Annotated in this window: 13 protein-coding genes and 14 pseudogenes; 17 read left to right on the plus strand and 10 right to left on the minus strand. The window is 57.9% G+C overall.

Annotation, left to right across the window (positions count from 1 at the left end):
• Positions 1–299 precede the first annotated feature (299 nt).
• The 3 genes and pseudogenes from EIO60_RS11595 to hexR all read right to left on the minus strand — a co-directional run.
• Positions 300–1,365: pseudogene (locus tag EIO60_RS11595) on the minus strand (MFS transporter); the annotation flags it as partial.
• 79 nt (positions 1,366–1,444) lie between these two features.
• Positions 1,445–2,887, minus strand: coding sequence for a pyruvate kinase (gene pyk, locus EIO60_RS11600; RefSeq protein WP_258576882.1), 1,443 nt, complete (start codon positions 2,885–2,887; stop codon positions 1,445–1,447).
• Between the two features lie 105 nt (positions 2,888–2,992).
• Positions 2,993–3,839: pseudogene (gene hexR, locus EIO60_RS11605) on the minus strand (transcriptional regulator HexR).
• Positions 3,840–4,202: 363 nt separating this feature from the next.
• Between hexR and zwf the strand changes: the two are divergent.
• Together zwf and EIO60_RS11615 are read left to right on the plus strand one after the other, a co-directional pair.
• On the plus strand, positions 4,203–5,678 hold the full coding sequence (zwf, locus tag EIO60_RS11610) for a glucose-6-phosphate dehydrogenase (protein WP_258576883.1): 1,476 nt from the start codon (positions 4,203–4,205) through the stop codon (positions 5,676–5,678).
• A 174-nt stretch (positions 5,679–5,852) separates the two neighbouring features.
• Positions 5,853–6,432, plus strand: a pseudogene (locus tag EIO60_RS11615) (bifunctional 4-hydroxy-2-oxoglutarate aldolase/2-dehydro-3-deoxy-phosphogluconate aldolase).
• Between the two features lie 47 nt (positions 6,433–6,479).
• Here EIO60_RS11615 and EIO60_RS11620 read toward each other — a convergent pair.
• A pseudogene (locus tag EIO60_RS11620) lies at positions 6,480–6,938 on the minus strand (ATP-grasp domain-containing protein); the annotation flags it as partial.
• A gap of 97 nt (positions 6,939–7,035) precedes the next feature.
• Between EIO60_RS11620 and EIO60_RS11625 the strand changes: the two are divergent.
• Together EIO60_RS11625 and EIO60_RS11630 are read left to right on the plus strand one after the other, a co-directional pair.
• Positions 7,036–7,319 (plus strand): annotated as a pseudogene (locus EIO60_RS11625) (DUF533 domain-containing protein); the annotation flags it as partial.
• Between the two features lie 99 nt (positions 7,320–7,418).
• Positions 7,419–9,494, plus strand: a pseudogene (locus EIO60_RS11630) (prolyl oligopeptidase family serine peptidase).
• Here EIO60_RS11630 and exoX read toward each other — a convergent pair.
• Positions 9,488–10,162: an exodeoxyribonuclease X gene (exoX, locus tag EIO60_RS11635; RefSeq protein WP_258576884.1), complete on the minus strand. Its 675-nt coding sequence runs from the start codon at positions 10,160–10,162 to the stop codon at positions 9,488–9,490. The pseudogene EIO60_RS11630 and the gene exoX sit on opposite strands and share 7 nt — an antisense overlap.
• Before the next feature lie 3 nt (positions 10,163–10,165).
• On the minus strand, positions 10,166–10,396 hold the full coding sequence (locus EIO60_RS11640) for a DNA polymerase III subunit theta (RefSeq protein ID WP_258576885.1): 231 nt from the start codon (positions 10,394–10,396) through the stop codon (positions 10,166–10,168).
• A 278-nt stretch (positions 10,397–10,674) separates the two neighbouring features.
• Between EIO60_RS11640 and EIO60_RS11645 the strand changes: the two genes are divergently transcribed.
• From EIO60_RS11645 to EIO60_RS11660, 4 genes and pseudogenes are all read left to right on the plus strand, one after another.
• Positions 10,675–10,893, plus strand: a complete 219-nt coding sequence (locus tag EIO60_RS11645) for a copper resistance protein CopC (protein ID WP_258576957.1) — start codon at positions 10,675–10,677, stop codon at positions 10,891–10,893.
• Positions 10,894–10,901: 8 nt separating this feature from the next.
• Positions 10,902–11,635 (plus strand): annotated as a pseudogene (locus tag EIO60_RS11650) (CopD family protein).
• Between the two features lie 65 nt (positions 11,636–11,700).
• The gene (locus tag EIO60_RS11655; RefSeq protein WP_374058190.1) at positions 11,701–12,021 is read left to right on the plus strand and encodes a YebY family protein; all 321 of its coding nucleotides are present in this window, start codon (positions 11,701–11,703) and stop codon (positions 12,019–12,021) included.
• A 1,043-nt stretch (positions 12,022–13,064) separates the two neighbouring features.
• Positions 13,065–13,592, plus strand: coding sequence for a glycosyltransferase family 17 protein (locus tag EIO60_RS11660; protein WP_258576886.1), 528 nt, complete (start codon positions 13,065–13,067; stop codon positions 13,590–13,592).
• A gap of 558 nt (positions 13,593–14,150) precedes the next feature.
• Here the strand turns inward: EIO60_RS11660 and EIO60_RS11665 are convergent.
• A pseudogene (locus EIO60_RS11665) lies at positions 14,151–15,073 on the minus strand (MlaD family protein); the annotation flags it as partial.
• Positions 14,977–16,253 (minus strand): annotated as a pseudogene (gene yebS, locus EIO60_RS11670) (membrane integrity lipid transport subunit YebS). The pseudogenes yebS and EIO60_RS11665, both read right to left, overlap by 97 nt.
• A 245-nt stretch (positions 16,254–16,498) precedes the next feature.
• Between yebS and msrC the strand changes: the two are divergent.
• From msrC to htpX, 4 genes and pseudogenes are all read left to right on the plus strand, one after another.
• A pseudogene (msrC, locus tag EIO60_RS11675) lies at positions 16,499–17,006 on the plus strand (free L-methionine (R)-S-oxide reductase MsrC).
• Between the two features lie 96 nt (positions 17,007–17,102).
• Positions 17,103–17,762 carry an RNA chaperone ProQ gene (proQ, locus tag EIO60_RS11680; RefSeq protein WP_258576887.1) on the plus strand — a complete coding sequence of 220 codons (660 nt, stop codon included), beginning with the start codon at positions 17,103–17,105 and terminating at the stop codon, positions 17,760–17,762.
• A gap of 19 nt (positions 17,763–17,781) precedes the next feature.
• Positions 17,782–19,818 (plus strand): carboxy terminal-processing peptidase, encoded by a 2,037-nt coding sequence (gene prc, locus EIO60_RS11685; RefSeq protein WP_258576888.1) that lies wholly within the window; start codon positions 17,782–17,784, stop codon positions 19,816–19,818.
• Positions 19,819–20,037: 219 nt separating this feature from the next.
• Positions 20,038–20,919, plus strand: a complete 882-nt coding sequence (htpX, locus tag EIO60_RS11690) for a protease HtpX (protein ID WP_258576889.1) — start codon at positions 20,038–20,040, stop codon at positions 20,917–20,919.
• Between the two features lie 57 nt (positions 20,920–20,976).
• Here the strand turns inward: htpX and EIO60_RS11695 are convergent.
• Positions 20,977–22,029, minus strand: a pseudogene (locus tag EIO60_RS11695) (MFS transporter); the annotation flags it as partial.
• A gap of 204 nt (positions 22,030–22,233) precedes the next feature.
• Here EIO60_RS11695 and kdgR point away from each other — a divergent pair.
• A pseudogene (gene kdgR, locus EIO60_RS11700) lies at positions 22,234–22,932 on the plus strand (DNA-binding transcriptional regulator KdgR).
• Here kdgR and EIO60_RS11705 read toward each other — a convergent pair.
• Positions 22,919–23,054: pseudogene (locus EIO60_RS11705) on the minus strand (YobH family protein); the annotation flags it as partial. The pseudogenes kdgR and EIO60_RS11705 overlap by 14 nt on opposite strands.
• Positions 23,055–23,274: 220 nt before the next feature.
• On the opposite strand from EIO60_RS11705, the gene EIO60_RS16805 reads away from it, so the two are divergent.
• From EIO60_RS16805 to cspE, 4 genes and pseudogenes are all read left to right on the plus strand, one after another.
• Positions 23,275–23,352 (plus strand): hypothetical protein, encoded by a 78-nt coding sequence (locus EIO60_RS16805; protein WP_374058191.1) that lies wholly within the window; start codon positions 23,275–23,277, stop codon positions 23,350–23,352.
• A 54-nt stretch (positions 23,353–23,406) separates the two neighbouring features.
• Positions 23,407–24,353 (plus strand): annotated as a pseudogene (locus tag EIO60_RS11715) (MBL fold metallo-hydrolase); the annotation flags it as partial.
• Between the two features lie 523 nt (positions 24,354–24,876).
• Positions 24,877–24,951, plus strand: a complete 75-nt coding sequence (locus EIO60_RS11720; RefSeq protein WP_374058192.1) for a DUF2627 domain-containing protein — start codon at positions 24,877–24,879, stop codon at positions 24,949–24,951.
• A gap of 80 nt (positions 24,952–25,031) precedes the next feature.
• Complete coding sequence (gene cspE / locus EIO60_RS11725) at positions 25,032–25,241, plus strand: transcription antiterminator/RNA stability regulator CspE (RefSeq protein WP_003852684.1); 210 nt, start codon at positions 25,032–25,034, stop codon at positions 25,239–25,241.
• The last annotated feature ends 113 nt before the right edge of the window (positions 25,242–25,354 follow it).

Consider the following 25,354-nt stretch of genomic DNA (forward strand, 5'->3'; position numbering starts at 1 on the left):
AGAAGGGCCGCAATGGCGGCCCTTCTTTATACTGAAAACGTGCTGACGTGGGGGCGGTATGGCCCGATCGCAACGCCACTAAAGACATCTATTCGCGCTCGGCCCGCGAGATTACGCCTCTCCTCCCTGAGGTGCGCCCGTACCGGGCCAACGCGCGGCGTTGTTCAAAAACGCTCCCGGCGTTTTTTCCTTGTCGCGGGACGCTTTGCTTTTCGTGCCAAACCGCCCCTACGTATCCACTTCCGCAGCATTCTATGAGTACGACCTTAATGCTCAGGGCAGCGCCGTCACCTGCGCGCGCCGCTGGCGAAATTGATCAGGCTGAACCAGGGGGGCCGCCGCTGAAGTAGCCGCTTTTCGCCAGTGCAATGCCGATCGCCAGCGTCAGAATGCTGATCATCCCCAGCATCGACGCCACGTTGCCTTTGCCCGCATCGCTGGCGTAGATCTTCAGGCGATACAGCCCGGCATTCACCATGCCTGCGCCGAAGGCGTAAAGGCTGAGGCCGGCAGTCAACAGCAAGTAGCTGTGGCTGTTCAGCAGGTTCGCCGCCAGTGCGATGCTGAGACCCGCCAGAATCGGCCAGGCGGCGAATTTCACCGGCTGCTCGATCGGCACGCGCCCCGCCAGCTTGCCGAGGGTGATATTGCCCACAATCATCGCCAGAAATACCGGCAGCTGTAGCAGCGCATAGTGCATCCGCGACAGCCCCTCCTGGTGCATCAGGATCACCGGCGACAGCGCGACCCAGGTCAGGATGAGAATAAACACCAGACCGATGGCGAACGAGCCATACATCACCATTTTGTCCCGCATCAGCTGGCGGTAGGTGCGCGCCAGCTGCGGCAACGCGATGGAGTGGCTGCGGTCGCCGGCGGTTTCCGGCATCACGCGCCAGAGGATCAAAAAGGCAATAACGCTCAGCAGGGCGAAGAGCCAGAACATGCTGCGCCAGCGCCTCGTCGAACGCCTCCTGAACGGCGGCATAGCTCACTCCGCCGATAAAGCAGAGGCTGATGCCCTGAACAAAGCGCAGCGCGAGAAACTCCCGGATTGAGCTGACCTAGGTCGTCAGCACGCAGGCGAGTATAACAAAACAGAATGCCCGCCAGCATCACCGGACGGAGGCCATATTTATCGGAGAGCGGCCCCAGCAGCCCTACAGGCACCACGCCGCCCAGCAGATAGGCGGTCAGCGAGGTGGAAACCCATTCCGGCCCGAAACCGAATTCCTGCGTGACCAGCAGCATGCCGGGCTGGATCATGTCGTGGGAAATATAGGTGGCGAATTCAAACAGCACCAGCGCCAGCGGAAACAGCAGCAGACTCGCTGTAAGCTTGCTGACGGGTTGATAGCGGGGCATCCAGACTCCTTGAGAAAAATAAAAACGCGACCGCCAGGCAGTCGCGTTGTGTGCAGCATTACGACAGTCGGGCGCGGGATCAGTCGACGCGCAGCACCCGGCTTGTATTGGTGGTGCCGGTGGCGCCCATCACGTCGCCCTGCGTCACGATCACCAGATCGCCAGAGACGAGGAAGCCCTTGTCGCGCAGCAGGTTCACCGCGTCGTGCGCAGCCACCACGCCCTCATTGTCGCTGTTGAAGAACACCGGCGTGACGCCGCGATACAGCGCGGTCAGGTTGAGGGTGCTCTCATGGCGCGACATGGCGAATATTGGCAGCCCGGAGGTGATGCGCGAGGTCATCAGCGGCGTGCGGCCCGATTCGGTCATGGTGATAATCGCGGTCACGCCCTGCAGATGGTTCGCCGCATACATCGCCGACATGGCGATCGCCTCTTCTACATTGTCGAAGGTGACCTCCAGACGGTGCTTGGAGACGTTGACGCTCGGGATCTTCTCCGCGCCGAGGCAGACCTTGGCCATGGCGGAGACGGTCTCGGCCGGATACTGGCCGGCCGCGGTTTCCGCCGACAGCATCACCGCATCGGTGCCGTCCAGCACGGCGTTGGCAACGTCCATCACCTCGGCGCGCGTCGGCATCGGGTTGGTGATCATCGACTCCATCATCTGCGTCGCGGTAATAATGGTTCGGTTCAGCTGGCGCGCACGGCGGATCAGCGCCTTCTGAATGCCCACCAGTTCCGGATCGCCGATCTCGACGCCTAAATCGCCGCGCGCGACCATCACCACGTCGGAGGCGAGGATAATGTCATCCATCGCTTCCTGCGTCGCCACCGCTTCAGCACGCTCTACCTTCGCCACCAGCTTCGCTTCGCAGCCTGCTTCGCGCGCCAGGCGACGCGCGCAGTTCATATCTTCGCCGTTGCGCGGAAAGGAGACCGCCAGATAGTCGACGCCGATCTTCGCGGCGGTGATGATGTCCGCTTTGTCTTTCTCCGTCAGCGCCTCGGCCGACAGGCCGCCGCCGAGCTTATTGATGCCTTTGTTGTTAGAGAGCGGGCCGCCGACGGTGACCTCGGTGAACACCTTCATACCCTGGACTTCCAGCACCTTCAGCTGAACGCGGCCATCATCGAGCAGCAGAATGTCTCCGGGTACCACATCCTCCGGCAGACCTTTATAGTCGATGCCGACTTTCTCTTTATCGCCTTCGCCTTTGCTCAGGCTGGCGTCGAGCAGGAAACGGTCGCCGACGTTGAGGAAAACCTTGCCCTCTTTAAAGGTCGAGACGCGAATCTTCGGCCCCTGAAGGTCGCCCAGAATCGCGACGTGGCGGCCCAGCTTGGCAGCGATTTCACGCACTTTGTTGGCACGCAGCCGATGATCTTCCGGCGTGCCGTGGGAGAAGTTGAGTCGTACAACGTTCGCGCCAGCGGCAATGATTTTTTCCAGGTTATTATCGCGGTCTGTAGCCGGGCCGAGGGTTGTCACGATCTTGGTTCTTCTGAGACGTCTTGACATGAAGGACTCCATTGACAAATTTGCGTATCCCCAAATGGACAGGGTATAGACACTATAGTAACTGATGAACAAGCTGTGATACGACATCACATTGTGAATGTGATGTTAATTTTTATGCTTTTCTTTGTTTTCCCTGGCGACGAGCTTGTCAAAACGCGACGCCTTTAAGGTCTCTTTTACCCGCTTCAAGTTTTCCTGGAACGCACTGCCGCGATCGAGAATAACTGTGAGTTGCGCCAGGCGGGAAACCATAGGCAGATAAATATCGGTATCTTCCGGAACATCAAGCGTCAGGGCCAGCGTGGCAACGTCAGTCAGCGGCGAAGCGGGTGAGGTGACGGCTATCACGGTGGAACCGTTTACACCCGCCAAGCGAGCCAGTTCTACCATATTTTTTGTGCGGCCAGTATGTGAAATTAAAACAAAACGTCGTCGGGACGACTATTTATACAACTCATGCGCTGGATCACAATATCCTCTGACCAGATGACAGGCAGACTAAAACGCAGAAATTTTTTAAAGGCGCTGTGCGCCACCACCGCCGACGCGCCCAGGCCGAAAAAGGCGACCTTGTGCGCCTGCGACAGCAGCGTGACCGCCTGACGCAGCGCGTCGAGATCGAGGCGTTCGCGTACGCGCTGCAGGCCGTCGAGGGCGGAGTCGAAAATCTTCTGGCTGTAGCGCTCGGTATCGTCATTTTCCGCGATGTCGCGGCTTACCCAACTGGGCCGAGTCGCCAGGCTCTGCGCCAGCTGCAGCTTAAAGTCGGGGAATCCGCGAGTGCCGAGCCGGCGGCAGAAGCGATTAACAGTCGGTTCGCTCACCTCGGCCGCGTGCGCCAGCCGGGCTATGCTGGCGTGCATGGCCTCCTGCGGCGCCGCAGGATCTGCTCGGCCACTTTAAGTTCCGCTTTGCTCAGCGCCGCCAGCTGCGCCTTAATTTTGTCCAGCATATTCGTAACCTGATGATCGTTATCGCTTTTATCGATGCCAGCGATGGCTGGCTGAGGGGGGAATAAAAGCGTGAATATACCGCGTAAGCCGTGATCACGCGCAAGAGATGACAATCCGGCGCAGAGAAATTTTGTCATAATTTGACCCGGATTCGATTTTGTCAGACACCCGCCGCAACAAAAGCGCCCGCAGCAACATGTGGCAGCGCCGGAATGGGTAGAGCCTTATCTCTGCGAACCCGCGCGGAGTCGGTTTACCTGACCCCCTGAAATAAGTACATTGTGCTGAAAGAAAATTACAACGCGGACCTGCTGGCTGAGGACGCTCGCCCAACGGGAACATCCTGCAACGAGGAGAGGAAAATGGCGGTAACACAAACAGCCCAGGCATGCGATCTGGTGATATTCGGTGCCAAAGGCGATCTTGCACGCCGGAAACTGTTGCCTTCACTGTATCAGCTGGAAAAAGCGGGTCAGATCCATGAAGAAACCCGCATTATCGGCGTAGGCCGCGCTGAGTGGGATAAAGCGGCCTACACCAAAGTGGTGCGTGAGGCGCTGGAAACCTTTATGAAGGAAAAGATTGATGAAGCGCTGTGGGACGAACTCAGCAACCGTCTCGACTTCTGCAACCTCGACGTTAACGACACGTCCCATTTCCCGAAGCTGGGCAAGATGCTTGACCAGACGAAACGCACCACCATCAACTACTTCGCGATGCCGCCCAGCACTTTCGGCGCTATCTGCAAAGGCCTCGGCTCTGTGAAGCTGAACGCCAAACCGGCGTGCGTGGTGATGGAGAAGCCGCTCGGCACTTCGCTGGAAACCTCAAAAGAGATCAACGACGCGGTGGGTGAATTCTTCGAAGAGAGCCAGGTGTTCCGTATCGACCACTATCTCGGTAAGGAAACGGTGCTGAACCTGCTGGCGCTGCGCTTCGCCAACTCCATCTTCGTTAACAACTGGGATAATCGCACCATCGACCATGTGCAGATCACCGTGGCGGAGGAAGTGGGCATCGAAGGCCGTTGGGGTTACTTCGACCAGGCGGGTCAGATGCGCGATATGATCCAGAACCACCTGCTGCAGATCCTGACCATGATCGCCATGTCGCCGCCGTCCGATCTCAGCGCCGACGCCATTCGCGACGAGAAGGTGAAGGTACTGCGCTCGCTACGCCGTATCGACCAGACCAATGTGCGCGAGAAAACGGTGCGCGGCCAGTACACCGCCGGCTTTGTGCAGGGCAAAAAAGTGCCGGGCTACCTGGAAGAAGAAGGCTCAAACAAGTCCAGCGCGACGGAAACCTTCGTCGCCATTCGCGTCGATATCGACAACTGGCGCTGGGCGTGCGTGCCGTTCTACCTGCGCACCGGCAAGCGTCTGCCGACCAAATGCTCCGAAGTAGTGGTTTATTTCAAGAACCCGGAGATGAACCTGTTCAAGGATTCCTATTCCGAACTGCCGCAGAACAAGCTCACCATTCGTCTGCAGCCGGACGAAGGGGTGGATATTGAGATCCTCAATAAGGTGCCGGGTCTGGATCACAAGCACAAGCTGCAGACCACCAAACTCGATCTGAGCTACTCAGAGACCTTTAACCAGTCGCATCTGGCCGACGCCTACGAGCGCCTGCTGCTGGAAACCATGCGCGGCATTCAAGCGCTGTTTGTGCGCCGCGACGAGGTAGAAGCGGCATGGTCCTACGTCGATTCCATTATCGACGCCTGGGCCGCCGATGGCGACTCCTCCAAGCCTTATCAGGCGGGAACCTGGGGACCGGTGGCTTCCGTGGCGATGATCACGCGCGACGGCCGCTCCTGGAACGAGTTCGAATAACCGCAATTAAGCCCGCCGCGCGCGGGCTTTTTTGTGTCTGCATTTTAAAAAATGAACCGGGGCTTCAAAAAAATCGCAGGCGCGTAGACGATGCCAAAGTCGCTCCTGTATGGTAGTGACGCATTGTTGGCGCGCCGGATTGACGTTGCCGGTATGGATAAGCAAGGGGAACTGATGAAGAAGTGGAAAACGAGTGCGGAAAAAATTCTGACCACTGGACCGGTGGTGCCGGGCGGCGTTCGCATGCTGGAAGTGACGCTGCGCACGCCGGTGGCAAATGGACGCGCTGCGCTTGGTGATCAAAGAGGTGCCGGACGCCATCGTCGGCGCGGGCACGGTGATCAATACCCAGCAGCTACAGGAAGTGACCGAGGCGGGCGCGCAGTTTGTAATTAGCCCGGGCGTCACTTAATCGCTGCTCAAGGCGGCCACAGAGGGACCGGTGCCGCTTATTCCCGGCATCAGCACCGTCTCCGAGCTGATGACCGGCATGGACTACGGCCTGCGCGAATTTAAATTTTTCCCGGCAGAGGCCAACGGCGGCGTCAAAGCTCTGCAGGCGATCGGCGGGCCGTTCCCGCAGGTACGTTTCTGTCCGACCGGCGGCATTTCGCCCGCTAACTACCGCGACTATCTGGCGCTGAAAAGCATACTGTGCATTGGCGGCTCCTAGCTGGTGCCGAACGAAGCGCTGGAGTCAGGCGACTGGGATCGCATCACGCGTCTGGCGCGAAGCGGTGAAGGGGCGAAGTAACATGCTGTAATCCGTGGCGGTGAGCAGGGTGCTCACCGCGTATTGTCTTAGCCTTCGACCTGTACCGCGGCGGCGCTGGCGATAGCGCGCGCGAACGCGTCCTCAACGCTTTCACCGTTCGCCAGCGAGACGCTGAGGCGACGCGAACCGGCGATTTCCGGCTTGCCGAACAGGCGCAGCTGCAGGCCCGCGCCCAGCGCCGCTTCCACGTTGAAGAACTGCACGTTCTGACTGTGCAGCTGCGGCAAAATCACCGCCGAGGCCGACGGCCCGTACTGACGAATGGCGCCGACAGGCAGGCCGAGAAAGGCGCGCACGTGCAGCGCGAACTCTGAGAGATCCTAGGAAATCAGCGTGACCATGCCGGTGTCGTGCGGGCGTGGCGACACTTCGCTGAAGATCACCTCATCGCCGTAGACAAACAGCCCGACGCCGAACAGGCCGTAGCCGCCCAGCGCTTTCACCACCTCGCCGGCAATCGCCTGCGCGCGCTGCAGCGCCAGCTCGCCCGAGCCTAACAGCATGACGCGCGTCGCGGCCGGACACAGCGCAGTTCCAAGAGTCGTCATAATTTCACCTGTGAGTCAAAACGCGCGCAGTATACGCGCCGCCATTGAGCGCAGCATTCATGAAGCGGGCTACGGCCAAGCAGGCGGAGGCGCTGATCCCGAAGGCGATGAACCGTCCGCTCGATCCCGGCTAGCTGGCGGCGGACGTGAAAAATAAGGAGGAGGCCCTAGAGCTCAATTCTTCTTAGCTGCGCCGCGGTGGATGTCGATCACTTTATGAAGCGCAGCTACCTTAACGCGCTGAAGATCCCGCAGGACGTGCGCGACGGCATCGACGGCGACCTGCGCGCGCAAAAAGCGCAGCTTCCCGCTGACTAGCGCCTCTGCGGCCGCCGCGCGCGGCCGCAATAACAAGGCGTCACGCACAAAAATTTGGCTTCCCCGCGACCTGATGCCACCCTTAAGTAAACAGATAACATGGAGACACAGCATGCAGGCCCCCATCGCGAAAAAAATCCGCGGCACATGCCCCTTCACGGCGACACGCGGGTAGACAATTATTACTGGCTGCGCGACGATAAGCGCGAAAATGATGTGCTGGACTATCTGCGCGACGAAAATAACTACGGCAAGCAGATCATGGCGACGCAGCAGCCGCTGCAGAACCAGCTGTTAAAAGACATAGTTGGTCGCCTGCCGCCGCAGGATCACTCAGTGCCCTATGTGCACAACGGCTATCACTACCAGAGCCGCTATGAGAGTGGCAATAAGTATGCCGCCTACTATCGCCAGCCGGCCGACTGCGCCGTAACCGACGAGTGGATGCTGCTGTTCGACGCTAACCAACGCGCGTCGCACAGCGAGTTCTATACCATGGGCTCGCTGAATATCAGCCCCGACAACAAGGTAATGGCGCTGGCGGAAGATTTTCTGTCGCGGCGGCAGTACGGCATCCGCTTCCGCTGCCGGGTGCAGGGAAGCTGGTATCCAGAGGTGTAGAACAACGCCTCGTCGAGCATCGACTGGGCCAATGACTCGCGCACGCTCTACTACGTGCGCAAGCGTGAGCAGACGCTGCTGCTCTATCAGGTGTGGCGCCACGAGCTGGGCACGCCGCGAAGCGACGACCAGCTGGTGTATGAAGAAAAGGATGACACCTATCACCTTAGCGTGCACAAAACCACGTCCGATCACTTTATTCTCATCGCGCTGTTCAGCACCAACAGCAGCGAAATCTAGCTGATCGACGCCGGTATCCCCGACGCGCAGCCGCAGGTTTTCCTGCCGCGCCGGAAAGATCATGAATACAGCCTAGATCACTATCAGCACCAGTTTTATATCCGCTCCAACCGCGAGGGGAAAAACTTCGGCCTCTACCGCACGCGCTGGCTGGACGAGTCACGCTGGGAGACGCTAATTGCGCCGCTCGACCATGTGGTGATAGAGGTTTTTCAGCTGTTTCGCGACAGACTGGTGGTCGAGGAGCGCCAGCGCGGCCTTACCAGCCTGCGGCAAATTCACTGGCAAACCGGCGAAGATACTGGTATCGCCTTCGACGATCCCACCTATGTCACCTGGCTGGCGTTCAATCCTACGCCGGAGACCAGCAAGCTGCGCTAAGGCTATGGCTCCATGACCACGCCGACTACGCTGTTCGAGCTTGATATGGACACAGGCGAGCGGCGCATCCTGAAGCAGAGCGCGGTCGGCGATTTTGATCCGGACGACTACAAAAGCGAACACCACTGGATAACGGTGCGCGACGGCACCGAGGTGCCGGTGTCGTTAGTCTATCACCGCCAGCACTATCAGCCCGACAAAAATCCTATGCTGGTTTACGGCTAGGCGCCTACGGCAGCAATATGGAGGAGGATTTTAGCGTCAGCCGCCTGAGCCTGCTGGAACGCGGCTTTATCTATGCGCTTGTCAACGTGCGCGGCGGCGGCGAGCTGGGGCAGCGCTGGTATGACGGCGGTCGGCTGTTTAACAAGATGAACAGCTTTACCGACTTTATCGACGTGACCCAGGCGCTGGTGAAAAAAGGCTTTGGCCAGCCCGATCGTTTCTATGCCATGGGCGGCAGCGCGGGCGGCCTGCTGATGGGCGCGGTGGTCAATCAATATGGCGCCGACGCTTTACCACAGCGTGGTGGCACAGGTGCCGTTTGTCGACGTGCTCACTACGATGCTGGATGAGTCTATTCCGCTGACCACCGGCGAGTATGACGAGTGAGGCAACCCCAACGACGCCGACTATTACGGCTATATGCGCCAGTATAGCCCTTACGATAACGTCAAAGCGAAGGCCTGCCCGCCCATGCTGGTGACCACCGGCCTGCACTATTCCCAGGTGCAGTACTGGGAACCAGTGAAGTGGGTGGCGAAGCTGCGGGCGATGAAGACCGACAACAACTTGCTGATGCTCTGCACGGATATGGAAGCCGGGCACGGCAGCAAATCGGGACGCTAAAAATCCTACGAAGGGATTGCCATGGAGCTGACCTTTCTGATCGTGCTGGCGCAGGGCAGCCTGCTGCCGCAGCGTGACTACTGATCGTCGCTGAGGTACTTGCGCAGCGCCTGCCGCAGCGGGGGGCGTAGGTCGCGCACGTTCTCCAGCACCCAGCGCAGATAGCGCGGGTCCTTGCGCGCGATGGCCGCCACGGTCTGGCCGCAGTATTTGCCGAACGGCAGCACGTCGCCGACGACGGCGCTCGCAGCGGGCTGGCAGCGCAGCGCCATCTGCGCCGCATCCCAGCCGGAGGTCTCCATGATGCGGATCAGCAGCGCGGCGGTGACGTAGCAGTCGTAGAGGGCGCGGTGGGCATGCAGATCGGCAGGCGGCGTCACCTCCAGCTTCAGGCTGTGGCGCAGCGCCTGGTTGCCGTACTTAATGCCCGGCCAGAGCTGGCGCGACAGCATCATGGTGCAGATCCAGCTGCCGTGCATTTCCGGCAGCATGCGTCGGTCGAAGCTGGCGTTGTGAGCGACATAGAAGGCGCTGCCGTGATAGCGGCCGATAGCCTCTTCAATGGTCGGTTTGCCGACCACCATCGCTTCGGTGATGCGGTGAACCGCCATCGCCTGACGGCTGATAGGGCGATCCGGCAGAATAAGATCGCTCATTGGATTGACGATCTGTCCGTCGATCACGTCGACCGACGCCACCTCCACCACACCGCCCTGCAGACAGCAGGTTTCAGTATCGATTACTCGTAGCATGGCTTACTTCTGTTTCGGTTCGTAGGGCAGGCGCGAGAAAGAGAGCGACGCCTGGCGATAGTGCATCAGGCGCTGGCGAAACCAGTCGCGCAGCGCGGCCGGCTGTTCTTTCTCAACCATCTCAGCCACGACCGGCATGTTGTAGCGCTCTTTGAACGCCACGCCCGCCGCGGCCAGTTCAACGTTAACTTTATCTTTCTCTTCCTGAGAAAGCAGGGCGAGGTTTTGACTCATGGGGATCTCCTGAAGACAGGGGGCAAAAATAATGCTTATCCCTGCCGGGATCAAGGGCAAAGGATAGCATTGCTGGCCCTCGACACCTTATACGCCTCGGCGTATCCTTGCGCCACGTTTGCCGCTTTGGCTGCAGCTAAGAGGATGATCCTGTGCAGATAAAAACCATGTTGGCTGGCGCTGCGGTGGTCCGTTAGCACCTTGGCGCTGGCGCATGCCTATCTCGCGCGTCTGAACCGGCCGACAAGGCGGTCGCCGTTGCGCCGCAGGCGCTGACGCTGACCTTTACGGAAGATATTGAGCTAGCCTTCAGCGGCGTCATGCTGCTTGACGGCCAGCAGAAGACGGTTGCCAGCGGCAAGTCGCAGCGCGACACCGGGCAGCCTAATCGTCTGACCGTGCCCCTGCAGGCGCCGCTGCGCCCGGGCGATTACTATGTCAGGTGGCATGTGCTCTCCGTGGATGGCCATAAGCCCGCAGCTATCGCTTTAGCGTGAAGTAAGCGGTGGAGACGCTGTGGATCCTGCTGGCGGGCTGCGCCTTCTACACCGCGCTGCTAGCGCCGGTACGCTACCGTGCTGCGCTGGCGCAGCGGCTAAAGAGCATGATGAGCGCCGCCCTCTGGCTGGTGCCGCTCAGCGCGCTTCTGATGCTGACAACGCAGCACGGTAGCGTACCGGTGGCGGCTGACGTAACCTCGACGACGGCGAGATGTGGCTGGCACTGCTGCTCGGCGTGCTGCTGCAGCTCGGCACCATGGCGCTGACCGGACACGCCGCGATGCGCGACGGCGCCGCGGGCGCGCTGCAGCAGCTTAATCAGTTGCTGCATCTGACGGGCGCCGCCTTTTGGGCTGGCGGGCTGCCGCTGCTGATGCGCGAGGCGCGGCGCATCGTGTGGCGCAGCGACACTATCCGTAGCATGATGCGTTTTTCCCGCTACGGTCATCTGGCCGTGGCATTGACGCTGCTCACCGGCCTGATCAATATGCTGCTGATCGCCGGCTGGCCCGCTCAGTGTCGCCTGAACCTGTATGCTGTGTTGCTGGCAGCCAAGGTGGCGCTGGTGGTGCTGATGGTCAGCGTCGCGCTGTTTAATCGCTACGTGCTGGTGCCGCGCTTTCGCCTGGCGGGCAAGGGCGCGCAGCACTATTTTATCCGCATGACGCAGCTTGAGCTGCTGCTGGTGTGTGGAGTGGTTGGCTTGGTCAGCGTCTTCGACACTCTGTCGCCGGCCTGAGTTTGACCCGTTTTGACTGAGTAAAAAAAAGGTAGGCTATTTTGCTGAAGAAAGTGATCCCCGCAATGCTGTTGTTATCGCTCGGCGGCCAGGCAATGGCGGCGCAGATTATCACCGTTAGCCGTTTCGAAGTCGGCAAGGCGGTTTGGCCGTTCAGCTGTGAAGAAGTGATGCTGATCTGCGAAAAGGATGGCTCGCTGTTCGCCATCAACCCCAGCACGCTGATACAGTATTCCCTTAATGACAAAGCCGAAGCGCGGGTTAAGTCGGGCCAGGTTAACGCCCATCCTATCTCGGTAATTCAGGCAGAGGATAAGGCGCATCCGGGACAGATGATGAGCCTGCAGCCGATTATCGAGCGAACCCAGGCGCTATGCGGCAAATAGCGCTTATTTCGTGCTGCGCTTGCTCCTTTTCGTCGATGATTCTGCCGTCAGGATCACAAACTGATCCTAATAATCTCCTGCTCGGGGCCGTTCGCTGGCTTTTCCACCAATGTGGACTAACCTTAAGTTGTAAGGCGACATCGCCTTCATTAAATGCCAACCTTTAGCGCACGGCTCTACAAGAGCCATTTCCCTGAACCGAATACAGGAATCGTGTTCGGTCCTTTTTTGCACTGCGGATTAACAGCGGCGGCGCGAGAGATCAGCGGCGCCTTATCCTGTCGAACCACGCTATGCCGCAGAAGTTTGCGCTTTTAGCCAATAGATAAAATGGAAAGCAGTCTCCGTAACTCCTGCTGATAATGGGCAGCGAGCATCCGCCAGCGTAAAACCCGCCTCACCCAGTCGAAACGCAGTGCTTTTCCGCGCCTGCTTTATCCCATCGCGGGGTTAAATCCGTCGGGCATGGCTAGTTATTTAATGCCGGCTTATACCGCGCCGTGGCGCATAATAAGACTCAAAGCAACGCAAATTTACCGCGGTGAAGGGCGGGATAATATATTACTGCCATCTTTAGCTGTTAATTTTCTATGACCGTTGTGTAGCGAGGCTGTTATCAATCACCACGCCCGTCTGTTCAGTGAAAATTAAACTGACGCAGCAGCAGGCCCGGCTATTTCCGATGACGCAGGGCGCTTTTCATTTTTTAGCCCGACCCAGTTTCAGCTTTGATCCGGCGCCGCCACGGCGGCCACCGTTAAGCCTGACGGAGGTGTCCGTTATTAGGAAACGCCTGATAAAAATAGCTTTGCGCCAGCAATATTCGCTGGCCCTGAGTCTGTTATAAGAGGTTATTCGCCTGTCTGCTAGGCCGGATGGCATTAACCTTTATCGTCTCTGTCAGCGTTGCGCTAATGGCCTGTAAGATTTTGCTACTTTTTTGTTTTTGTGCTGCCGCCGATCTGCTAACGTAAGGCGGTCACAACGTAGCGCAGGCAGCAAAACCCATGATTTATGAGTGTTTTTTATATTATGACGAAGACATGCTTCTTGAACTGTGTATTGACACGCTTTATGACCATGTCGATAAGTTTGTCATCGTTGAATCGCTGTATACCTTTACCGGCAAACGCCGCGACAAACTCTGTTTCGATATCGAAACATTCGGCCGCTTTCGCGACAAAATTATCTATGTGGTCAACGACGCCGTGCCCAGAATTCATCAGCATGAATTCCAGTCGAACAGTTCGCTGGTAAAGGCGGGCGAATCCGATCCCTGGGAGAACGAAACCGTTGCCCATAACGCCATTATGCGGGGATTAACCGAGGCGCGAGACAACGACATTATTATCGTCTCCGATGTCGACGAGATCCCGCGTCCTGAGGTCCTTAAGCAGTTCCGCGCGCGCCATCTGTGCACCGCGCTTTACCAGAATTTCTATAACTTCAAATTCAAAGTGCAGGTGTTGAATGAAGATGGTTCGGCGCGGTTGTGCAAGCTGCCCAAAACGAACACCTTCAGGCATCTAAAGGCTTTTTTCAGGGGCAGCCTGAGCTGCTGCGCAACGTGAAGCGCAAAGGCACGCCGATACGCGATAGCTGGTGGCGCTGGAAGTTGCTGAAGCTGCGCATGCGCATCGTAAACGATGCCGGCTGGCATTTCTCCTGGGTGATGGACGATGAGCGCATCAGCGAAAAGATGGCGACGATTTCTCATACCGAACACAATCTGCCGACGTTCAACAATCCGGATCATATCCGGCGCTGCGTAGAGCATAACGTCGATATCTGGAACCGCCCGCGTAAAATGGTGGATCGGCATGCCCGCAGACAGCTTGCTGGCGTCAAAAAAGGTGTGCAGGATAATCTGGCTGCCGACCGCGCGCGCCGCCTTCCGCCCAGAATACGCTCTCGCTGGTCAGCAGCTTGCGGTAGGCCGGTTTGATGTGCACGGCGATATCGAACGCGTTGGCGCGCGGCGTTACGTCGACGATTTCGCCCACCTCATAACAGCACCACCGAGTGTTAGCCGTCAGCGTCAGGGTGGTGGAAGGGCGATCGCCGATAATGCCTTCCTCCGCCTTTTCCGCGTCGGCGTAGAGCGGATAGCGCGCTTTCGCCGCGCCCTGGTCGCCCGACTCCAGGCGGATGACGCCATCGACCCATTCGCGCGTGCTGGCGCCCAGCACCTTCATGCCGTCGAGACCGAACTTCACGTCGAGGCGGCTGTTGACGATAAACTTGCTGTCGTCGTGCACCAGATTGCGGTAGCCCGGCTCGATCGCCGTGACGAAAACAATGCCGCTTTCCGTTAGCTCGTGCGAGATGATCTGACCGATTTGCATGCCGTGCAGCATCACCGGCTGGTCGGCGTCAATGCCGTAGCTCTCCGGCGCGGTGAGCTTCACCGTCAGCACGTTAGGCTTCTGCAGCAGCTACTCTCTGGCGGGCAGCACCACGAAGTGATCCTGCGGCTCGCCGTCGCTTGGCACCAGCTCCAGCGTATTGCCGGTGAGCAGGCTGCTGAGGTTTGTGTCGGTCAGGCTCACTTTCGGGCTGCACATCTCAATAACGCGGTACTTCGGCTAGGTTGTCCTGCGGCACGAAGCTTTCGCGCGGCTTGCCGCTACCCGGCATCATGCCGATATAGTTATCCGCCCACCAGCGTATCGAGTCCCGACACCGCCGCCAGCGACGTCTTCGACGTCACCAGCCAGAACTGGGTGTTCTCGCGCAGCGCCTCTTTCATGTCGCTCTTGATGCTGGCCTTGATCTGAATTGTGCGCTAGTCGTCGCTCAGATTGATGCCCTGCACGGTGCCGACCTCCACCCCCTGATAGAGGATCGGCGTGCGTCCCGGCACGATGCCGTCCGCCGATAGGAAGTTGATGGTGATCACCGTGCCGCGCTCTTCGTAGTTGTTCTAGAGCAGCCAGCCGGCGATCAGCATGGCGATCACCGGCAGTAGCCAGAATGGAGAAACCTTTCGCTTGTTGCGCAGCGTCGCGTTAGTCGATGTAGTCGGCGTTTCCTTGTTGCATGTGCATCCCAAAGCAGGCGGCTGTCGAGCCACTCAACGGCCATGATGGTCAGGATCACCATCGCGCCAAAGTAGAAGGCGGCGGGTCTCATGGTAAAAGCCAGCAGCTGATCGCGATTGACCAGCGACATGGTTAATGAAATAACAAAGAGATCGAGCATTGACCAGCAGCCAACCTAGGTCACCACCCGCAGCAGGCGGATTCGGGTTTTCAGCCCCTGCTCGCAGCGGAAGTGAATGCTCAGCAGTAGGGTCAGCATCACCAGCACTTTGGTGAAGGGCACCAGAATGCTGGCAATAAACACCACCGCCGCCACCGGAATATTGCCGGAGGCGAGGCTGAGAATGCCGGGGCAAATTGTGTCCTCGCGCCGGAAGCCGTTGAGGTAGACCACCGAGATGGGCAGCAGATTGGCGGGGATCAGCAGCACAATCGGGGCGATCAGCGCCGCTCAGGATTTTTGCAGGCTGTGGCGGCGGCGATAGTCGAGCGGGGCGTATGGCAGCGCGGGCAGCGGCCGCGTGCATCCGGCAGGCCGGTGTTGGACAGTTAAGGCAGACCTGCAGCTGCGCACGGGGGGCGCCGTACTGCTTCTGCGGATAGAAATGCTCCCACGGCTGCTCAACATTAAGGTGGATAGCGTCAGCAGGCTCAGCACCGTCAGCGTCAGGTAGGCGACCAGCCCGTAGCCGATCTCCAGCGAGGCGTAATCTTACACCTTGATTGAGGCCACGGCGATGCCGACCAGGTAGATATCGAGCATCACCCACTCTTTGACCTTTTCCAGCATCAGCAGCACTGGCCGCAAATTCATGCCGAGCCGGTGGCCGATGCCCGCCACCAGCGCGGCCGGCGCGCCGATGGTGCAGAACGCCACCATCTAGGCGGTCAGCACGTTGCCCTGTTCCGCCATCTGGATCACGCCGCCCAGCATGCTGGCGTTAATGCGCATGCCGAGCAGGCGAATATCCACCAGCGGCAGGGTAAAGGCAAAGGGCGTCAGCACCAGAAGGGTGGCCGCCATGGCCATCAGGCGCGTCATCGACCAGTCGCGCCCGCTGATAATTTGCGCATGGCAGCGCGGGCAATAGGCAGACTGGTGCGATTTCACATCCGGTAAGGGAAAAGGGTATCGCATTGCGGGCAACGCTGATAACGTGCGTGGGGCAATGGCTGGCTGATGGCGTGAATTTTTCATAGGGTGATGCTGTTTTCGCCCGGATGGTTGTTACTGTGACCGGCTGTGTCGTAGGGAAAGAACAAAGAACGTTGTCACGTTTCAGGCACGCCCGCAAGAACCCACGCTTTCGATCCACAAAAATCCAAGATTACAGCAACTAACGCTATGATTCACCTTGTTGTAGCAGCGGATATTTAGTGCTTATGTTAACGGGCGGTTACAAAGACCGCTCTTTGTTAATGGTAATGGTTAAACAATGAACAAAACTGCCTTTTACGCCGATTTGAATCGCGATATGCGCGCTCTGCTTGAAGGCGAAACGTCGTTTCTCGCCGCGCTGGGCAACTTCAGCGCGCTGCTTACGAACGCCTCGAGGGCGTGAACTGGGCGGGTTTATCTACCTGCTGACGGAAGCCAACACCTTGGTGCTCGGACCTTTCCAGGGCAAAATCGCCTGCGTCTGCATTCCGGTCGGCAAAGGGGTATGCGGCACAGCGATCGCCGAAGATGAAGATAAAGTGCAGCGCGTAGACGACGTGCACGCTTTCCCCGGCCGTATCGCCTGCGACGCCGCCAGAAACGCCGAGATCGTGATTCCTCTGAAAGTAAAGGACGCGGTCGTCGGCACGCTGGACATCGACAGCACGGTGTTCAATCGCTTCGACAGCGAGGACGAGTCTGGGCTGGTTGCACTGACTGATGGGCTTTGTGAAGTACTGGTGGACAGCAACATCGATAAATTTCTGCAGCTGACGCACAGCTAATCGACTGGATTGCATGGCATTTGACAAGGTTGTCATTATAATGTCGCCTGTTCATGCCTGCTCTGGTCGGCAAACCCGTTGTAATCAGGAAATTTCATGGAAAATCAACCTAAGTTGAATAGCAGTAAAGAAGTGATCGCCTTTCTGGCGGAACGTTTTCCAAGCTGCTTTAGCGCCGAAGGTGAGGCGCGTCCGCTCAAAATCGGTATCTTTCAGGATCTGGTAGAGCGCGTTCAGGGCGAGATGGGCCTGAGCAAGACGCAGCTGCGTTCGGCGCTGCGCCTCTATACCTCCAGCTGGCGTTATCTCTACGGCATCAAGGCGGGCGCGACGCGCGTCGACCTCGACGGCAACCCGTGCGGCGTGCTGGACGAGCAGCACGTACAGCATGCGCGTCAGCAGCTGGAAGAGGCGAAAGCGCGCGCTCAGGCGCAGCGCGAGCAGCAGAAAGCCGCGAAGCGCGAAGCGGGTGAAGAGGGCACTGAACCGCGTCGTCCACGCCGTCCCGCCGCACGCAAGCCGCGTTCTCAGGCGCCGCGCGCGGCCGCTCAGGATCGCAAACCGGCTCCGCGTCCGGCAGCACAGGCGAAACCGATCACCGATACCTCAACTTTGCAACCCGGCCAGAATATCAAAGTCAAAGCAGGCAAAAGTGCGATGGAAGCGACTGTTCTTGAAGTCTCAAAAGACGGCGTTCGGGTACAGCTCGCTTCCGGCATGGCAATGATTGTGCGCGCGGAACACTTGCAGTTCTGAAACGGAGGCTGACCCCGGCATGAACACCCTGTTAAAAATCGGTATGATTACGGGCCTGCTGCTGGCAGGCCCTTTCTTTGGCTTTGGCGCGGAGAGTATCACCCGCGCCGACCAAATCCCCCAGCTGCATGAAGGTCCGCAGGATCCCACCGTCAGCGAACGGGTGACCTCCCGCTTTACCCGCTCTCACTATCGCCAGTTCGATCTCGATCAGGACTTCTCGGCGAAAATCTTCGACCGCTATCTCAACATGCTCGACTACAACCACAACGTGTTTCTGGCATCGGACATGGCGCAGTTCGCGGATAAAAAGAGCACGCTCGGCGACGAGCTACGCAGCGGCAAGCTGGTGGTGTTTTACGATCTCTACAATCTGGCGCAAAAACGCCGTTTCGAGCGCTACCAGTATGCGCTCAACGTGCTGAGCCGCCCGATGAACTTTAGCGGCAACGACACTATCGATACCGACCGCGCCAAGGCGCCTTGGCCGAAAGATGTGGCGGAGCTGAACGCGCTGTGGGACGTCAAAGTCAAGTATGACCAGCTCAGCCTGAAGCTGATCGGCAAAAGCTACAGCGAAATTCGCGACGTGCTCACCAAGCGCTACAACTTAGCTATTCGCCGCCTGGCGCAGAGCAACAGCGAAGATGTGTTCCAGCTGGCGATGAACGCCTTCGCCCACGAAATCGATCCGCACACAAACTATCTGTCGCCGCGCAACACCGAACAGTTCAATACCGAGATGAGCCTGTCGCTGGAAGGCATCGGCGCGGTGCTGCAGATGGATGATGACTATACCGTGATCAACTCCATAGTGGCGGGCGGTCCGGCGGCGAAAAGCAAGTCCATCAGCGTCGGCGACCGCATCGTCGGCGTAGGGCAGCCGGGTAAACCGATGGAAGATGTCATCGGCTGGCGCCTCGACGACGTCGTGGCCAAAATCAAAGGGCCGAAGGGCAGCAAGGTTCGCCTCGAAGTGCTGCCGGCCGGCAAAGGCACCAAAACCCGCACCGTGACCCTGACCCGCGAAAAGATCCGTCTGGAAGATCGCGCGGTGAAAATGAGCGTGCATAACTTCGGCAAACAGAAAGTCGGCGTGCTTGATATTCCGAGCTTCTACGTTGGACTCACCGACGACGTGAAGGTGCAACGACAAAAACTGCAGAAGCAGAACGTCGACAGCGTTGTCATCGATCTGCGCACCAACGGTGGCGGCGCGCTGACCGAAGCGGTGTCGTTCTCTGGGCTGTTTATTCCCAGCGGACCGGTGGTGCAGGTGCGCGACAACAACGGGCACGTGCGTGAAGACGGCGACAACGACGGCGTCGTTTACTACAAAGGCCCGCTGGTGGTGCTGGTAGATCGCTTCAGCGCCTCGGCGTCGGAGATTTTCGCCGCCGCGATGCAGGACTATGGCCGCGCGCTGATCGTCGGTGAACCGACCTTCGGCAAGGGCACCGTGCAGCAGTACCGCTCGCTGAACCGCATCTACGATCAGATGCTGCGTCCGGAATGGCCGGCGCTGGGCTCCGTGCAGTACACCATCCAGAAGTTCTACCGCATCAACGGCGGCAGCACTCAGCTTAAAGGCGTCACGCCGGACCTGCTGATGCCGACCGGCGTGGAAGCGGCGGAAACCGGCGAGAAGTTCGAAGACAACGCGCTGCCCTGGGACAGCATCAACGCCGCCACCTATAGCAAAACCGGTGACGTCAAGCCGCTGTTGGCGCAGCTGACCAAACAGTACGAGACGCGCATCGCCGAGGATCGCGAGTTCCAGTACATTATGAAGGATATCGCCCGCTTCAACGCGATGAAGGAGAAGCGCAACATCGTGTCGCTCAATCTCGCCCAGCGTGAGAAAGAGAACCACGACGATGACGCGCTGCGTCTGGAGCGCGTCAACGCGCGCTATCAGGCAGAGGGCAAAAAACCGCTGAAGAATCTGGACGAGCTGCCGAAGGATTACAAAGAGCCGGATCCCTATCTTGATGAAACGGTGCGCATCGCCAATGACTTGGCGCAGCTGAGCAGAGCGCAGCCTGCCGCGCAATAAGCGCAAGGAAGGAAAAAAGCACCGCAGCGCGGTGCTTTGTTTGCGCCTCGCGCCGCCACCAGCGCGCGAAAATCCGTTTGGCGAAGAAAAGCATGGCTAAATGTAAAGTTATGTCTTTTTAAAAACTTAAAAGTTAAGGCTGCTTGAAATGCGCCGCAATGACCCTAGGATAGGGATCCGCGCAGAGAGCGCATGAACAACCGAGGATAATGAACTTTTATGATGCGTATTGCTCTTTTCCTGGTGACCAACCTGGCTGTGATGTTGGTCTTTGGGCTGATCCTTAGCCTCACAGGGGTCCAGTCAAGCAGTGTTCAGGGCCTGATGTTCATGGCAGGCCTGTTTGGCTTTGGCGGTGCGTTTGTTTCACTGCTGATGTCGAAGTGGATGGCGCTGCGTTCGGTTGGCGGTGAGGTGATTGAGCAGCCCCGTAACGAAACTGAGCGCTGGCTGATGCAGACCGTTGGTCTTCAGGCGCAGCAGGCGGGCATCGCGATGCCGCAGGTCGCTATCTATCATGCGCCCGACATCAACGCTTTCGCCACCGGCGCACGCCGCGACGCCTCGCTGGTCGCGGTGTCGACCGGCTTGCTGCAGAACATGAGCCGCGACGAGGCGGAAGCGGTGCTGGCGCATGAAATCGCCCACATCGCCAACGGCGACATGGTGACTATGACGCTGATTCAGGGGATCGTGAACACCTTTGTCATCTTTATCTCGCGCATTATCGCGCAGGTGGTTTCTAGCTTCCTGTCCGGTAACCGCGACGGTGAAGAGAGCAGCAACGGCAACCCGCTGGTCTACTTTGCCATGGCGACGGTGCTGGAGCTGGTGTTCGGTATCTTGGCCAGCATGATCACCATGTGGTTCTCGCGCCATCGCGAGTTCCATGCCGATGCGGGCTCTGCGAAACTGGTAGGCCGCGAGAAGATGATCGCCGCGCTGCAGCGTCTGAAAACCAGCTACGAGCCGCAGGAGCCGAGCAGCATGATGGCCTTCTGTATCAACGGCAAAAACAAATCGCTGAGCGAGCTGTTTATGTCTCACCCGCCGCTGGATAAACGTATAAAAGCGCTGCGCAGCGGTCAGTATCTGAAATAAGCGCTGTAAAAAAAAGGCGACTCCTTGGAGTCGCCTTTTTTATGGGGGCGTATTCGCGTCGTGCGGCTGCACCGGCAGTAGCGCCAGCAGAAACAATCTGGCAGCAAACAGCACCAGGCCGATGCCGCCGAGCAGTCCGGCATGGATATGCTCAATCAGGCTACCGGCAATCGGCGCAAGCACCATCGTCGCCAGCGGCCAGGGTGTCAGCAGTAGGCCGGTGGCGACCTCGTCGCGCCCCAGCATGTTTTGTAAGAAAAAGGGCAGCGAAACCATTGCCAGCATCTGCGCGCAGAACGAGCAGATCGATCGGCAGCAGCGGCACCGTCATATGCTGCTGGCGCCGTACAAAGAACCAGCCCGTTACCGCCAGCACCAGCGCAGGGCTTTGCCCCTGCGAGAAGCCCGTCAGCGCATAGATCAGCAGGCCGAAAAACAGCTCGTTCATCAGGGTGCTCGGCAGATCGAACTTCTGCGTTTTTACCTTCTGGCTGTTTTCCGGCAGAAAGCGCAGCGCCAGCCAGAGCGCGATAATGCCCAGCGGCACATTGATCAGAAACAATCATTTCCAGCTGGCGACAGAGAGGATCTCCGCCGCCACCGTCGGGCCGGCGGCACTGGACACCGCGACCACCAGCGAGTTAATCGCCATGCCGCATCCCAGATGGCGCTGCGGATAGATAATGCGGATCAGCGCGGTATTGACGCTCATCAGCGCGGCGCCGCCAAAGCTCTGCAGCACGCGCGCCAGCGTCAGCATCGGCAGCGAAGAGAAGAGAAGAGGGCGCAGAACACCGAGGTCAGAATAAACAGCCCGAGGCCCGCCTGATACACGCGGCGGTAGCGAACGCCGATAAACGACAGAGAGAGCAGCGAGGCTACAATGGCAATCTGATAGGCGTTAACGATCCAGACCGACTGTGCCGGGCTTGCCTGCAGCTCGCGGGCAATGGTAGGCAGCGCCACATTGGTGATAGCCCCATCCAGCACCGCCATCATAATGTCTAACGCAATGGTAAAAATGGCGCTATAGCGCTGTGGCGCGGTTAGCCCGTCTTGAACAGGTGTGGGTGACAGAGAAGATATATCTAGCGGGTGAATATCACGCATGCTAATGAAATCAGCCGCAAAACGCACCGTCTTTACGGCAAAAATATTACTTAGCGCCAGCGCCGCGCAAAGGAGAATGGTACGATGCGCAAGGACGCGCTATATTGGTCATCTGTTCCGATTTTATTAAAACAATTAAAAAAAAAAGGGTGCGCGATGGCCGCCAGTGATAACGACAAATAACCTGATGCCTTTTCCTCTATAATGAAGGTGTTCGGCATCTTGCAGGCGCTGGGCGAAGAGCGCGACCACGGCATTACCGAGCTAGCGCAGCGCGTAATGATGTCCAAAAGTACGGTCTACCGCTTTTTACAGACTATGAAAGCGCTAGGCTACGTTACCCAGGAAGGGGAGAGCGAGAAATACTCCCTGACGCTCAAGCTGTTTGAGCTGGGCGCGAAAGCGCTGCAAAACGTCGATCTGATCCGCATCGCCGACGTACAGATGCGCGAGCTCTCCCGCTAACCAAAGAGACGATACATCTCGGCGCGCTGGAAGAGGACAGTATCGTCTATATCCATAAAATCGACTCGCTACCTGCGCATGTATTCGCGTATCGGCTGCCGCAACCCGCTGCACACCACGGCCATCGGCAAGGTGCTGCTCGCCTGGCGCGACCGGGCAGAGGTGAATGATATTCTCCAGGAGGTTGAGTTCAAGCGCAGCACCGCCAATAACATCGTCACGCGCGAAGCGCTGATCGCGGCGCCGGATCAGGTCAAGGTGCAGGGATTCGGCGAGGATAACGAAGAGCAGGAAGAGGGGCTGTGCTGCATCGCCGTGCCTGTGTTCGACCGGTTCGGCGTGGCGATCGCCGGTCTCAGTATCTCTTTCCCCACCATTCGCTTCTCAGAGGAAGCAACGCGGGCGCCTGCCCGCCCGCCATTGTTCAATTGTCGATAACGTCGCCGCTTTTTTCAGCACGGGACACGCCGTGACGCCGATAATGCCGCTGTCACTGTGCAGATCCTGGGCGGTGATCAGGCCGCGGCGGTGAGGTAGCTGCACTGCAGGCCAAAGCGTGCGATTTCAGGAATGTCGGCTTTCCTGCGTCCAGTCTCGTCAGCGGCGCGCGCGGCAGGTAGAATCGACAGGGTTAATACCCTTTCGTTTTTTTGAGGCAGTTATGAATGAGTTAGCCACAATCTCTGGTCCGCTATTCTGCTATGGCGTGCTGGTGTTGATTATTCTTATCGCTTTCGTCACCTGGTTTTTGTCAACCGGGCCAGCGAGCAAATCCAGCTGCTGAAGGAGCAAAAAAAGCAAAATGCGCTGCTGCGCCGACTGATTGACGCTCATACCAAAACGCAGGCAGAGCAGTAGCCCGAAGAGAAGCGCTATTTTATTCGCCTGATCCCGGAACGTTAAGTCTTACCTCAGCAAGGAGGCGTAGTGGCCTGGCAAAACCCCGGGTTCGATCCCAGTAAAGCGCGCAAGGCACAGGGATTGCCCTTTCCACCGCAGGCGGGCTACGCCGATTTTACGGCGCGCTGGTGGCAGCCCGCCGATCTGGCGGGGGAGAAGGATCGGGTCTGGTGGCGTGCCATGCGGCGATGCTGCTGCGCATCGGCCAGCGCTATCTGCTTATCGATCCGGCGCTCTCGCAGTGCTCGTCGCTGCTGCTGTTCGCCGGACCAGAACGCAAATCCCCCTCGCCGTTAAGCATTCAGCAGCTGCCGCGCCTCGACTACGTGCTGATTTCCCATAACCACTACGATCATCTCGACTTAGCTACCGTCAAACGCATCATGCGCCGTTTCCCGCAGGCTACCTTTATCGTGCCGCTGGGGCTGCAAACCTGGTTCGCCCGACGCGACGCGTGTCACATCGTCCAGCTGGACTGGTGGCTGACGTGGCAGCATGACGCGCTACAGATAAAGGCCGTGCCGGCCCGCCACTGGAGCATGCGCTCGCTCTACAACCGCAACCGCTCGCTGTGGTGCGGCTGGGTTATTCGCAGCGCCGCGCTCAATTTCTGGTTCTCTGGCGATAGCGGCTACTCCTACAATCTGGCGGAGATCCCGCGCAGGCTAGGGCCGTTCAACTTGACAGCGTTGCCTATCGGCGCCTATGCACCGAAATGGTTCATGGCGAGCAGCCATATGGATCCTGACCACGCGGTGGTACTCTGGCGGCTGATCAATTGCCCGCTGACCATTCCCATGCACTGGGGCGTCTTTGAGCTGGCGGATGAGTCGCTGGATGAGCCGCCCGCGGAATTAAACCGTGTGCTGCAGCAGAGCGGCGCAGATAATGGACGCTTTGCGCCGTGGAAAATAGGCGAGGGGCGCAGTCTGGCGAATTTAACCCAGGAAAAATCCTAAAGCGCTGTAATAATCGCCAGTTCTTTAGGTTTTTTTTTTTAAGATCTTTTATTCCGTATCAAAGAATAAATCGTAATATGTTTATATGTCGCTTGGCTTTTAATTGGGGCAAAGCGAATTTTACTTTCCTTTTTGGGGTGCAAAAGAATATTGAGTCCTGCGCTACCATATGACATTGTGGGCAAGGTCAAGAAAAACAACGGGTATCCTCAACTTTGGGCTGCGCTTACCAGAAATCATATGCTATATAAATGCAATAATTTATCTTTAAAATAATTCGTTACGTCGAACAAGGTTGGACGGGAACGCGGTTATCTATTCGTGTTATCAGCATCGCCAGCGAGTTGATGAATATTGGTTTTTAGGCTAGGACGTGGTCATACTCCGTATCGGAATGGACAAAAAGTGTGATGCTGCTTTGTAAATTTTGTGCGGCGTATCGTTCGCCCTTTAAAAAAGCCTTGCCATTATTTTGCGGATATGTGATAATAATTCGTGGGTTAAACGAGGTACAATTCTGTTTATGTATGGCATTTTCAGTAAAGAAGTTACGAGTAAAAACGTTGACGCTGGATACCGCTTCCTTGCCGAACCTTAATTAGTGCCTCATTCAGTAACGTCTCTGGTTTATCTGTAGGTCTGCCTCCGGGCAAAATAAACACTCTAAGGAATTTGCAAATGGCAAAGATTAAAGGTCAGGTTAAGTGGTTCAACGAGTCTAAAGGTTTTGGTTTTATCACTCCTGCTGACGGTAGCAAAGATGTGTTCGTACATTTCTCCGCTATCCAGGGCAATGGTTTTAAAACCTTGGCTGAAGGCCAAAGCGTTGAGTTCGAAATTCAGGACGGCCAGAAAGGCCCGGCTGCTGTCAACGTAACCGCTATCTGATTTCGTCACAGCTCGGTGCCATGCACCACTGCAAACGAATCACAAAGCCCCGGTCAGTTGACCGGGGCTTTTTCTTTGCGCTTTCGGCGCGGCGACGAACGGGGTACACTGCG

The organism is Candidatus Pantoea persica (assembly GCF_013753875.1).
GTDB lineage: Bacteria > Pseudomonadota > Gammaproteobacteria > Enterobacterales > Enterobacteriaceae > Pantoea > Pantoea persica.

Bases quoted from the DNA above. Each gene is read 5' to 3' on its own strand.
- pyk (WP_258576882.1), bottom strand. From the start codon at position 2,887: ATGTCAAGACGTCTCAGAAGAACCAAGATCGTGACAACCCTCGGCCCG.
- zwf (WP_258576883.1), top strand. From the start codon at position 4,203: ATGGCGGTAACACAAACAGCCCAGGCATGCGATCTGGTGATATTCGGT.
- exoX (WP_258576884.1), bottom strand. From the start codon at position 10,162: ATGCTACGAGTAATCGATACTGAAACCTGCTGTCTGCAGGGCGGTGTG.
- EIO60_RS11640 (WP_258576885.1), bottom strand. From the start codon at position 10,396: ATGAGTCAAAACCTCGCCCTGCTTTCTCAGGAAGAGAAAGATAAAGTT.
- EIO60_RS11655 (WP_374058190.1), top strand. From the start codon at position 11,701: ATGCTGTTGTTATCGCTCGGCGGCCAGGCAATGGCGGCGCAGATTATC.
- EIO60_RS11660 (WP_258576886.1), top strand. From the start codon at position 13,065: ATGCTTCTTGAACTGTGTATTGACACGCTTTATGACCATGTCGATAAG.
- proQ (WP_258576887.1), top strand. From the start codon at position 17,103: ATGGAAAATCAACCTAAGTTGAATAGCAGTAAAGAAGTGATCGCCTTT.
- prc (WP_258576888.1), top strand. From the start codon at position 17,782: ATGAACACCCTGTTAAAAATCGGTATGATTACGGGCCTGCTGCTGGCA.
- htpX (WP_258576889.1), top strand. From the start codon at position 20,038: ATGATGCGTATTGCTCTTTTCCTGGTGACCAACCTGGCTGTGATGTTG.
- cspE (WP_003852684.1), top strand. From the start codon at position 25,032: ATGGCAAAGATTAAAGGTCAGGTTAAGTGGTTCAACGAGTCTAAAGGT.